This is a genomic window from Nitrosospira sp. Nl5 (genome assembly GCF_900102495.1).
In the GTDB taxonomy this organism is placed as follows: Bacteria; Pseudomonadota; Gammaproteobacteria; order Burkholderiales; family Nitrosomonadaceae; genus Nitrosospira.
In genome coordinates this window covers 155,024-164,988 of sequence record NZ_FMVQ01000007.1, presented here as the reverse complement: position 1 = coordinate 164,988, position 9,965 = coordinate 155,024, and the positions used below count along the sequence as shown (strand labels likewise).

15 protein-coding genes are annotated in these 9,965 nt (G+C 51.0%); 2 read left to right on the top strand and 13 right to left on the bottom strand.

Features of this window, described 5'->3' with window-relative positions; genetic code table 11:
* Positions 1-665 precede the first annotated feature (665 nt).
* Together gluQRS and BLP45_RS08900 are read left to right on the top strand one after the other, a co-directional pair.
* On the top strand, positions 666-1,637 hold the full coding sequence (gene gluQRS / locus BLP45_RS08905) for a tRNA glutamyl-Q(34) synthetase GluQRS (protein WP_090371818.1): 972 nt from the start codon (positions 666-668) through the stop codon (positions 1,635-1,637).
* Between the two features lie 183 nt (positions 1,638-1,820).
* Positions 1,821-2,987 carry an NAD(P)/FAD-dependent oxidoreductase gene (locus BLP45_RS08900; RefSeq protein WP_090371816.1) on the top strand — a complete coding sequence of 389 codons (1,167 nt, stop codon included), beginning with the start codon at positions 1,821-1,823 and terminating at the stop codon, positions 2,985-2,987.
* A gap of 69 nt (positions 2,988-3,056) precedes the next feature.
* Here the strand turns inward: BLP45_RS08900 and BLP45_RS08895 are convergent, their stop codons facing one another.
* From BLP45_RS08895 to rpsE, 13 genes are all read right to left on the bottom strand, one after another.
* Positions 3,057-3,539, bottom strand: coding sequence for a DUF2806 domain-containing protein (locus BLP45_RS08895; protein ID WP_090371814.1), 483 nt, complete (start codon positions 3,537-3,539; stop codon positions 3,057-3,059).
* Between the two features lie 63 nt (positions 3,540-3,602).
* Positions 3,603-3,917, bottom strand: a complete 315-nt coding sequence (locus tag BLP45_RS08890) for a hypothetical protein (RefSeq protein WP_090371812.1) — start codon at positions 3,915-3,917, stop codon at positions 3,603-3,605.
* Positions 3,918-4,153: 236 nt separating this feature from the next.
* Positions 4,154-4,552, bottom strand: a complete 399-nt coding sequence (gene rplQ, locus BLP45_RS08885) for a 50S ribosomal protein L17 (protein ID WP_090371810.1) — start codon at positions 4,550-4,552, stop codon at positions 4,154-4,156.
* Positions 4,539-5,543 (bottom strand): DNA-directed RNA polymerase subunit alpha, encoded by a 1,005-nt coding sequence (gene rpoA / locus BLP45_RS08880; protein WP_090371808.1) that lies wholly within the window; start codon positions 5,541-5,543, stop codon positions 4,539-4,541. Before rpoA ends, rplQ begins: the two co-directional genes overlap by 14 nt.
* A 34-nt stretch (positions 5,544-5,577) precedes the next feature.
* Positions 5,578-6,204, bottom strand: a complete 627-nt coding sequence (rpsD, locus tag BLP45_RS08875; protein ID WP_090371805.1) for a 30S ribosomal protein S4 — start codon at positions 6,202-6,204, stop codon at positions 5,578-5,580.
* A 10-nt stretch (positions 6,205-6,214) separates the two neighbouring features.
* Positions 6,215-6,604, bottom strand: a complete 390-nt coding sequence (gene rpsK, locus BLP45_RS08870; RefSeq protein WP_004181016.1) for a 30S ribosomal protein S11 — start codon at positions 6,602-6,604, stop codon at positions 6,215-6,217.
* A gap of 47 nt (positions 6,605-6,651) precedes the next feature.
* Positions 6,652-7,029: a 30S ribosomal protein S13 gene (gene rpsM / locus BLP45_RS08865; protein ID WP_090371803.1), complete on the bottom strand. Its 378-nt coding sequence runs from the start codon at positions 7,027-7,029 to the stop codon at positions 6,652-6,654.
* A 54-nt stretch (positions 7,030-7,083) separates the two neighbouring features.
* Positions 7,084-7,197, bottom strand: coding sequence for a 50S ribosomal protein L36 (gene rpmJ / locus BLP45_RS08860; RefSeq protein ID WP_074633734.1), 114 nt, complete (start codon positions 7,195-7,197; stop codon positions 7,084-7,086).
* Positions 7,198-7,214: 17 nt separating this feature from the next.
* Positions 7,215-7,433 carry a translation initiation factor IF-1 gene (gene infA / locus BLP45_RS08855; RefSeq protein WP_004181006.1) on the bottom strand — a complete coding sequence of 73 codons (219 nt, stop codon included), beginning with the start codon at positions 7,431-7,433 and terminating at the stop codon, positions 7,215-7,217.
* A 21-nt stretch (positions 7,434-7,454) separates the two neighbouring features.
* Positions 7,455-8,783 (bottom strand): preprotein translocase subunit SecY, encoded by a 1,329-nt coding sequence (gene secY, locus BLP45_RS08850; RefSeq protein ID WP_090371801.1) that lies wholly within the window; start codon positions 8,781-8,783, stop codon positions 7,455-7,457.
* A 17-nt stretch (positions 8,784-8,800) separates the two neighbouring features.
* Positions 8,801-9,232, bottom strand: coding sequence for a 50S ribosomal protein L15 (gene rplO, locus BLP45_RS08845; RefSeq protein WP_090371800.1), 432 nt, complete (start codon positions 9,230-9,232; stop codon positions 8,801-8,803).
* Positions 9,233-9,421, bottom strand: coding sequence for a 50S ribosomal protein L30 (gene rpmD, locus BLP45_RS08840; protein WP_090371798.1), 189 nt, complete (start codon positions 9,419-9,421; stop codon positions 9,233-9,235).
* Positions 9,418-9,960 (bottom strand): 30S ribosomal protein S5, encoded by a 543-nt coding sequence (rpsE, locus tag BLP45_RS08835; protein WP_090371796.1) that lies wholly within the window; start codon positions 9,958-9,960, stop codon positions 9,418-9,420. Before rpsE ends, rpmD begins: the two co-directional genes overlap by 4 nt.
* Positions 9,961-9,965 lie beyond the last annotated feature (5 nt).

The window sequence follows — 9,965 nt, the reverse complement described above, 5'->3', positions numbered from 1 at the left end:
TTTGTACCACTTCGAGTCGTACCACAACGACATGTCGTAATCGCGTCCACCCGTGCCGGCGTGGCTGCTCGACGTTCCTAGTGTTGTTGCCATTTTTAATGCCTCCTATTGCGTTAATCGAGAATTCCTTGCTTCGCGTCCCGCGCCTTGCCGCTCCACCCGCGCGTAACGCCCACTACATTACCAATACATTACATACCCACAACCCTGTAAAGACTATCCCCGAAGATGTCCTAAGTCAAGCAGTTTGTCGGAACAACAGGGAACATTTCCGCCCTTCGCTTGTCCCGCCAGTTGACCCAAAGCTATGACTTCGCTTGCCGGGGATTTTACTTCCGTTCCTATCTGTTGCTATCTGTTGCGGGGAGGTAAAATTGTAATATAAATCCATCTTAACAGAAAGGTCATTTTTGGAGGAATCCTCAGTACTATTTTGGCTTGATGCAACCACAGGACTGGAGCAGTGTCTTCCGAAGAGGGCATAACGACACGCAAGCGTATACTTGAGGAAAATACTGCGCGTTATCCAGGCACCTCCTTTGAAATACTTGGGAGCAGATGAGAACGTTAACGCGGCCATTCTGAAAACATGAGTAGGTTGTTTCTATTAACCAGTTAAAAAAGCTACCGGGAAATGCGATATCTCCAGCATCTTCACCCGCGATATGGACGAAGATGTGAGAGATAGCCGACCTTCGGCACTTGCCGATAGTGCGCCCCCCTCAACCTATCGTGGCCGCTTCGCTCCGTCTCCCACCGGGCCTTTGCATTTCGGCTCTCTCGTCACCGCGGTAGGCAGCTATCTGGAAGCAAAATCGCGTCATGGAAAATGGCTGATCAGGATTGAAAACCTGGATCGATCACGCGAAACAACCGGTGCATCAAAGGAAATCCTGGGCGCACTTGAAGTATTCGGAATGGAATGGGATGGTAAGGTAATCTATCAAAGCGGGCGAAACAAAGTCTACCAGGCCGCACTTACCCTACTCGAAAAACAGGGCCTGATTTATTCCTGCTTTTGTAGCCGCAAGGAAATTGCCGATTCCAGTATTGTGGGCATAGAGGGTCCAATTTATCCTGGCACTTGCCGTGGCAATTTAGGCAATGAAGAGCAGCCTGGAGCGCGGCGAATACGAACTGATAACCGGCTGATTGAGTTCAAAGACGGGTTGCGGGGCCGGGTTCGCCAACGCCTGGAAAGAGATATTGGAGATTTTGTCTTGCGCCGGGCCGATGGCATTTTCGCTTACCAATTGGCGGTAGCGGTGGACGATGCCGATCAAGGTATCACCCACGTAGTGCGGGGGGAGGACCTGCTGAGTTCCACTTCTCGCCAGATTTATCTACAAAAACTGCTGGGTTATTCAACTCCTTCTTATATGCATCTACCGGTGGTAGTTAACGCTCAGGGTGAAAAGCTCAGTAAGCAGACTCACGCCGCACCTGTCCCCACATCTGATCCGGTCTCGCAATTGGTAATGGCAATACGTTTTCTTGGCCAGACGCCACCGGCGGAATTAACTGAAAGCGACATCACGTCATTCTGGCAATGGGCAACGAGAAATTGGAAGTCAGAAAAGATTCCCCAAAAAATATTGCCGCCTCGCGAGCGTGCGTCGAATCAAGGCAAAATGTAACGACTCAATCAAAATATTCGTGCTACGCTGTTCGTTGACCTGCTGTAGGGGCCGCTGCGGTTCATTAATTGATGAGCGCCCGATTTATTTGAACTGCATAGATGAAGCCAGCTGTTTCGTTTAAACAGGGAATGGTGGCGAGCGTTGAGCTAGCGTTGATCTTGTATCTGCAAAGGAGAGACAGTGCCTTTTCTGCCATTTTATATCCCCGGGCAAAAACAACTTAAAATTGTGATCGTGGGAGGCGGTTATGCAGGAATCGCGGCATTGGTGACGTTTTTGCGCCACATGCCGGACGCCAACATTACTATCGTTGATCCGCGATCCAATCATCTCAAGATCACCCATCTACACGAAACTTTCAGGTACCCGCTTGAAGATTTTTTGGTACCGTTCTCGGTTCTGGAAAACCGCTTTGGCTGTCGCCACGTCCGCGCCCCACTAATTCCGCAGGAACTCACTCTCAGGCAATGGCAGAACGATAAATTTCTTACCGTCAATGACGAAATCCTGGAATTCGATTATCTCCTGGTCACTTCCGGTTCCGCAGTTGCATCGATGGATAAAGCGGAGAACATTTTCGATCTGCATGATTTTATGAACGCTTCCGGCTTCGCCTTGATGGAGGGGCTGCCGGAAACGAGCGGAAAAGGCGGAAAAGGCGAACGATTCATTTCAGTGATAGGCGGTGGAGCTACCGGCATTCAATTCCTTTTTGAAATTTCCCATTTCCTTCGGCGGCGGAAAATTGAAAGTAAACTGCGCTTGATCCACGCCGCGGATCGCGTGCTCGATCAGTTCACGACAGGTTTCTCCACCTATACGCAGGCGCGCATGTCTGAACTGGATATTGATTTCCACCCGAATACCCGCTATCAGGAACAACAAGCTGACAGGATTTTGTTGGAAGAAAGTGGAACGGGACGCAAATTTGATCTGCCCTCCGCAATGTCGTTCCTGTTTCTCGGCAAGAAACCTGAAACCCTGCTCTTCGCCAATGCCTTTGGACAAGTTATGGTTGAACACGAAGCGCTGCAGAGCATCTTTACCGCGGGCGACTGTTCCATCTACCACTCTCTCGGTTCCCATACCATGACAGCACAAGCCGCGGTCCGTAAAGGAAAGCTGGCGGCACGCAATATCTTGCGCCACTCGGGCTCCCTTAAATTGCTTGAACCTTACTTGCACCGCGATTTAGGTTACGTTATCAGTCTTGGACCGGCGGATGCGGTAGGCTGGTTGGCGCTGGAAGGCAACGTGGTGGGTGGCATCCCGGCGCTGATGATTAAGGAAGTGGTTGAGGCGCAGTACGATCTACTGCTGACAGGAACCGATACTTATGTGATTTGAATAAAATCTCCATTCAAACGTGCTGTCCGATTCGTTTAACAATGACTGTAATTTGACAATACAAGCAATTCAGCGCCTTGCCAGAATGGACGATACAACCAGCCCCTGCTGAAACCATTTCTCGATTACATACTCATAGAACTCCGGATTGTGCCTGGCATCGCGAACGGCAGCGAGAGACTTTCCCAAATCAGTCAAGAGGACGTGACCCAAATCCAGTTGATTGTTTGTGTCCTGGGGAAACTGTATCTTCGTCGGTCTGCCATGATAAAACAGGCGAGTGTGCCTCCCGAATCTTTTCTTTACGTATCCCTTCGACTCCAGAGATATCAGGCCAATAGCTTCCAGGTGTTTCAAAGCCGGTAAGTTGATCCCCTGCTTCGTATAGATTTCATTTTCTAGTTCATAAATCAAAGGCAGCGGCTCTCCCTGAACCCATGCAAACTGGCAAAGCGACTTAAAGAGCTCAGCATCCTCATTATCAGATGTCCAGGAACTCAGCTCTTTATCCAATAGACGCCGGGAGCGCGGACCAGCCGGATTGTTTTCCACTGTTACTGCAATAATCGCGTCGGTGGATCGGCCCCAGCCATGGCAGCAAGCTGGAAGTCGATCTCAAAATTTAAGGCCGCGACGAGTCATTTCCTGATCGAGTTTTTCGAGAAAACCTATATTTTTTTTACGCTGCTTATCGCCTTTGTACCACGAAAAACAGGCAAGAACGCCGAGGACGATCAAGAGAACATTCGGCGCAGTCGGCCCTCCGAAAAAGATATCGGTGAGTCCGGTGAGGAATGCAAAGGCGCCCGCATACCCAGTCCAATTCAGAAATTTATTTCCCCAGGTCGCCGCTTCACGTTGGCGGCGCCATGCGTGGAGTTTCTCGCGTACCGAAATAAGTTCCGCGTCCGTCCAATCCGTTAGTTCCATCAGAACGATCTCAATTAAAATAAGACATGCTAACTGATTCAGGCCTGTGTCGCACAGGGCCAATAATGTTCTTTGCGTACACTCAATTTCCCGATCAGGGTTATTTATTTTACAAATAGTGGAAGAAGTTCAGGAAATTCTTTCTTGCGCCACCCCACGCACGGTTGATTATAGGCTCTTTACGCGTAAAAAAAGCCGGGATAACCCGGCTTTTTGCTGCCTGCAACATGGGCAATCTATGTATCACCTTTCGTAACCGCAGGTTCAACTACAGGCTCCGGACGATCCAATAATTCGATTAGTGCCATCGGCGCATTATCACCGATACGGAAGCCGAATTTAAGAATGCGCAGGTAGCCGCCGTTACGTGCCTGATAACGGGGACCAAGTTCAGAAAATAATTTGCCCACCATGTCGCGGTCCCGCAAGCGATCAAATGCCAGGCGCCGGTTAGCCAGCGACGGTTTCTTGCCGAGCGTTATCATCGGCTCGATTACCCGACGCAACTCTTTGGCCTTAGGCAGTGTTGTCTTGATAACTTCATGCCGCAACAGCGAATTGGTCATGTTACGCAGCATTGCAAGACGATGACTGCTGGTTCGATTCAGTTTTCTCAGTCCGTTATGGTGCCGCATGGCTTGTTTCCTTTTTACTTTTTTCAAGATTGGCAGGCGGCCAGCTTTCCAGTTTCATTCCCAGCGTTAGTCCACGTGAAGCCAATACCTCCTTGATTTCATTGAGAGATTTTCTTCCCAGATTAGGAGTCTTCAGTAACTCGGTTTCGGTGCGCTGAATCAAATCGCCAATATAGTAGATATTCTCGGCCTTAAGGCAATTGGCAGAACGCACGGTAAGCTCAAGATCATCCACTGGACGTAATAACACCGGATCGATCTGTGGCAACTTTGGTTGTTCCACCGGCAACGGGGTGCCTTTAAGATCTGCAAATACCGAAAGCTGCTCTACCAGCACTTTTGCGGCATAACGAATCGCTTCCTCGGGATCGACAACACCGTTAGTTTCAATATCCATAACAAGCTTGTCAAGATCGGTACGCTGCTCGACACGCGCGCTCTCCACAGCGTAGCTTACGCGCCGCACTGGGCTGAAAGAAGCATCCAGCAAAATGCTGCCGATAGTACGGCTTTCGCTTGCCAGCTGCCGCACTGTTCCGGGTACATAGCCGCGCCCCAGCTCCACCTTGATCTGCATGTCCAACTTCCCACCTGCGGTAAGATGCGCAACAACATGGTCTGGATTAATAATTTCCACGTCGTGCCCGGCCTCGATATCTCCCGCGATAACGGTGCCTTCCCCTTGCTTTTTTAGAATCAGCACGGCTTCAGTACGATTGTGTAATTTGAGAACGATGCCCTTGAGATTAAGTAGGATATCGACCACATCCTCCTGCACACCGTCAAGGGCTGAGTATTCATGCACCACCCCACTGATCTGCACTTCGGTCGGTGCAAATCCCGGCATTGAAGACAATAAAATGCGGCGTAACGCGTTCCCGAGCGTGTGCCCATAGCCACGTTCAAACGGTTCCATGGTGACTTTGGCGTGCAGCGGTGAAATATTCTGAACGTCAATAATGCGAGGCGTAAGAAAAGTGTTACTTGGCATAGCCTGATCCTTTTGCGGAAAGCTTGGCGGTTGATTACTTGGAATACAGTTCAATAACTAATGATTCGTTGATGCTTGAGGGTAAATCGGACCGTTCTGGTTTAACCTTGAACGTCCCCTTCATGGCCTTTACATCCATCTCGATCCACTCTGGAAAATTGCGCTGCTCGGCGGCTTCAACCGCGGCTTTGATGCGCAGATGGCTTTTCGCCTTCTCGACAACTTCGACCACGTCACCCGGCTTCACCTGGTAGGACGGAATGTTGACCCGCCGGCCATTTACCAATATCCCGTTGTGGCGCACGATTTGTCGTGCCTCCGAACGCGATGCACCGAATCCCATGCGATATGAAACCGTGTCCAGGCGGCATTCAAGCAACTGCAGCAGATTCTCGCCGGTAATACCCCGCTGCTTGTCGGCCAGTTCGTAATTATTGCGGAACTGGCGCTCCAGTATTCCATAGATACGGCGGAGCTTCTGCTTCTCCCGCAATTGCACCCCGTAATCGGATAGTCGCCCACTTTTCTGCCCGTGTTGACCGGGCGCATAATTTCTTCGTTCGATAGCGCACTTGTCGGTAAAACATTTCTCGCCTTTCAGGAACAACTTCTCCCCTTCGCGGCGGCATTGGCGACATTTTGGATCAAGATTTCTGGCCACAGTCTACTCCTTAAATACGGCGTTTCTTCGGTGGGCGGCACCCATTATGCGGAACCGGCGTCACGTCCGAAATGCTGGTGATTTTAAAGCCTGCTGCGTTCAACGCTCGCACCGCAGATTCGCGCCCCGGACCAGGGCCTTTGATACGCACTTCCAGATTCTTCACCCCGCATTCCTGCGCGACCTTGCTTGCCTGCTCGGCCGCTACCTGAGCAGCGAAGGGAGTGCTTTTGCGCGACCCCTTAAAACCGGCGCCGCCAGAAGTCGCCCATGACAAGGCATTACCTTGCCGGTCGGTGATCGTAACGATAGTGTTATTAAAGGAAGCATGAACGTGGGCGATGCCCTCTGCTACATTCTTCTTGACCTTCTTGCGTACCCGCGTGGCTGCTTTTACCATGTGTAATTGTTCCTTTGCGCTACGGTTCAGTTGCTATCAGATATTATTTATTTTGCTGCCTTTGCGCTGGATGACCGAACTGCCTTGCGTGGTCCTTTTCGGGTTCTGGCATTCGTGCGGGTACGCTGACCCCGTACCGGCAAACCACGCCGATGACGCAATCCACGGTAGCAACCGAGATCCATCAAGCGTTTAATATTCATCGAAACTTCACGCCGCAAGTCGCCTTCCACCGCGAACTTGGCAACTCGGTCCCGCAGTTTATCCATTTGTACATCGGTGATATCTTTGATCTTGGCGGACGGGGAAATTCCGGCTGCCGCACAAATTTCCCGCGCGCGGGCCCGGCCTATACCGTAAATCGAGGTCAGCGCGATTTCGGCATGCTGATGATTCGGAATATTTACTCCAGCGATACGGGCCATACGATTTTTCCCTACAAAAAAATTTTAATTACCAAGCGCCCTTGCCCTATTTGATCAACCCTGGCGCTGCTTATGCCTTGGATCTGTACAAATCACCCGCACCACGCGGTTACGCCGAATAATTTTGCAATTACGGCAAATCTTTTTTACTGATGCCAATACTTTCATTTGCGTTTCCTCTTCTGCTATTTGGCGCGAAACGTAATTCTCGCCCTGCTTAAATCGTACGGCGTCAAATCTACCGTTACTTTGTCACCCGGTAAAATCCGAATGTAATGCATGCGCATCTTGCCGGAAATATGCCCCAGCACCACGTGCCCGTTTTCCAGCTTGACACGGAACGTCGCGTTGGGCAATGTTTCCAGTATCTCGCCTTGCATTTGTATCGTTTCTTCCTTGGCCATCCTATCCTTGAATGCAGCTAGCTATCTTGCCGGCAATCCGCCGCCGCCCTTGAAATTAGTCTTCTTCAATAGACTTTCGTATTGGTGAGACATGATATGAGCCTGTACCTGAGCCATGAAGTCCATGGTTACCACAACAATAATCAGCAACGAAGTCCCGCCGAAATAAAACGGCACATTCCATTTCAAGATCAGGAACTCCGGCAGCAAGCATACAAGCGTCACATAAATCGCCCCTGCCAAGGTAAGCCGGAGCATGATGCGCTCAATATATCGGGCGGTCTGATCACCGGGACGGATGCCAGGAATGAAGGCGCCACTTTTCTTCAGATTTTCCGCGGTTTCTCTGGGATTAAATACCAGCGCGGTATAAAAGAAACAGAAAAATATGATCATCGCCGCATACATAATCACATAAACCGGCTGACCTGGAGATAGCGCACCGCTTATGTCTTTTAACCAATTCATCGATTCGCCGCTGGCAAACCACCCCGCCAACGTAGCCGGAAATAATATGATGCTGGAGGCAAAAATCGGTGGAATCACTCCGGCCATATTAAGCTTCAGCGGCAGATGCGAACTCTGGCCACCATAAACCTTCCGCCCCACCTGGCGTTTTGCATAGTTCACCAGTATCTTGCGCTGACCGCGCTCGACGAAGACTACGAAGGCTGTGACCACCGTTGCTGCCAGAAAAATCCCCAGTGCCACCAGGAAATGCATGGCGCCGGTTCGCACCAGTTCGAGCGTGCCTCCGATTGCGCTGGGGAGTCCAGCGGCAATGCCGGCAAAAATTATCAGAGATATACCGTTCCCAATGCCACGTTCAGTAATCTGCTCTCCCAGCCACATCAAAAATATCGTGCCGGTGACTAGCGTTATTACCGTTGTCAACAGGAACATCGGTCCAGGCTCGATTACCAGTCCGGCCTGGGACTGCAAGGCGATGGATATTCCATAACCCTGTACCAGCGCCAGTCCCAAGGTGCCATAGCGGGTATACTGAGTGATCTTTCTGCGCCCGGACTCCCCTTCTTTTTTCAACGCTTCCAAGTAGGGAAATGCCACTGTCCCCAACTGCATAATGATCGAAGCCGAAATATACGGCATAATCCCCAAAGCAAAAATCGAAAAACGGGAAAGCGCGCCTCCCGAAAACATGTTGAACATGCCGAGAATGCCACCCTGCTGCGACTCGAACAAATCTTTCAGCACTACCGGATCAATACCCGGTACCGGAACATGCGCACCGATACGATAGACAATCAACGCGAGCAACAAAAACCAAAGACGACGTTTCAAGTCACCAAGTTTTCCGGAGAGTCCTCGCAGCGATTCGTTAGCGGCCAATCTTTGTCCTCTTGAACTTACTCAATACTGCCGCCAAGCGCTTCAATAGCGGCTTTCGCACCCTTGGTTGCCGCAATCCCCTGCAATTTCACCGCGCGCTCGATCTTCCCGGAAAGTATTACCTTAGCCGTCAAAGCCGATCCGGGAATGACCCCCGCCTGCTTCAAAACCAGGATATCGATTGTATCTCCCGACAGTTTTCCCAGCGTAGACAACCGCACTTCAGCGACGCCTTTTTTGGAGGGGGAAACAAAACCGCGCTTGGGCAGGCGACGCTGCAGAGGCATTTGCCCGCCTTCGAAACCCACTTTGTGAAATCCCCCAGCCCGGGATTTCTGTCCCTTATGACCGCGTCCCGCAGTCTTGCCAAGGCCGGAACCGATGCCGCGTCCCACGCGCCGCCTGGAGCGCTTGGCGCCGGTAGCCGGTTTAATGGAATTCAGCTGCATCTATGCCTCACTCTTAACCAGATAATAAACATTCTTGATCATACCTCGCACTGCTGGAGTATCTTCCAGTTCGGCGCTACTGTTAATTCCGCGCAGTCCCAATCCACGTACGGTTGCACGATGTGACCGCTTGGTCCCAATGAGGCTCTTGATCAAAGTTACCTTGATTTTTTTTGCGCTTCCGGTCATTTTGCCAGCCCCATGATTTCTTCTACGCTCTTGCCGCGTTTGGCTGCAATTTCCGCCGGAGAGTTCATCGCCTGCAAGCCGTGCAGAGTAGCGCGCACCACGTTATAGGGATTGGTTGAACCGATACACTTCGCCAGAATATTGTGTACGCCCATCACTTCAAATATTGCACGCATTGGACCTCCAGCAATGATGCCGGTCCCCTCGGAAGCGGGTTGCATATACACTTTGGCGGCACCGTGCCTGCCTATAACCGGATGATGCAGGGTACCGTTCTTGAGATTCACTTTGATCATTTTGCGGCGCGCCTCATCCATCGCCTTTTGGACTGCAACCGGCACTTCGCGGGATTTCCCCTTGCCCATGCCAACGCTTCCATCTCCATTTCCAACCACGGTCAGCGCGGCAAAACCGAGGATGCGTCCACCTTTGACCACCTTAGTAACGCGGTTGATCGCCACCATTTTTTCCTTGAGACCATCGCCACGGTCGTCGCCTTGGGGTACCTTTCCCTGCATTCTTCCTTGCATTTTAGCCATTATCT

Excerpts from the sequence above, each read along its gene's own strand:
- gluQRS (WP_090371818.1), top strand. The coding sequence starts at position 666 with ATGGACGAAGATGTGAGAGATAGCCGACCTTCGGCACTTGCCGATAGT.
- BLP45_RS08890 (WP_090371812.1), bottom strand. The coding sequence starts at position 3,917 with ATGGAACTAACGGATTGGACGGACGCGGAACTTATTTCGGTACGCGAG.
- rplQ (WP_090371810.1), bottom strand. The coding sequence starts at position 4,552 with ATGCGGCACCATAACGGACTGAGAAAACTGAATCGAACCAGCAGTCAT.
- rpoA (WP_090371808.1), bottom strand. The coding sequence starts at position 5,543 with ATGCCAAGTAACACTTTTCTTACGCCTCGCATTATTGACGTTCAGAAT.
- rpsK (WP_004181016.1), bottom strand. The coding sequence starts at position 6,604 with ATGGTAAAAGCAGCCACGCGGGTACGCAAGAAGGTCAAGAAGAATGTA.
- rpsM (WP_090371803.1), bottom strand. The coding sequence starts at position 7,029 with ATGGCCCGTATCGCTGGAGTAAATATTCCGAATCATCAGCATGCCGAA.
- rpmJ (WP_074633734.1), bottom strand. The coding sequence starts at position 7,197 with ATGAAAGTATTGGCATCAGTAAAAAAGATTTGCCGTAATTGCAAAATT.
- infA (WP_004181006.1), bottom strand. The coding sequence starts at position 7,433 with ATGGCCAAGGAAGAAACGATACAAATGCAAGGCGAGATACTGGAAACA.
- rplO (WP_090371800.1), bottom strand. The coding sequence starts at position 9,232 with ATGCAGCTGAATTCCATTAAACCGGCTACCGGCGCCAAGCGCTCCAGG.
- rpmD (WP_090371798.1), bottom strand. The coding sequence starts at position 9,421 with ATGACCGGAAGCGCAAAAAAAATCAAGGTAACTTTGATCAAGAGCCTC.
- rpsE (WP_090371796.1), bottom strand. The coding sequence starts at position 9,960 with ATGGCTAAAATGCAAGGAAGAATGCAGGGAAAGGTACCCCAAGGCGAC.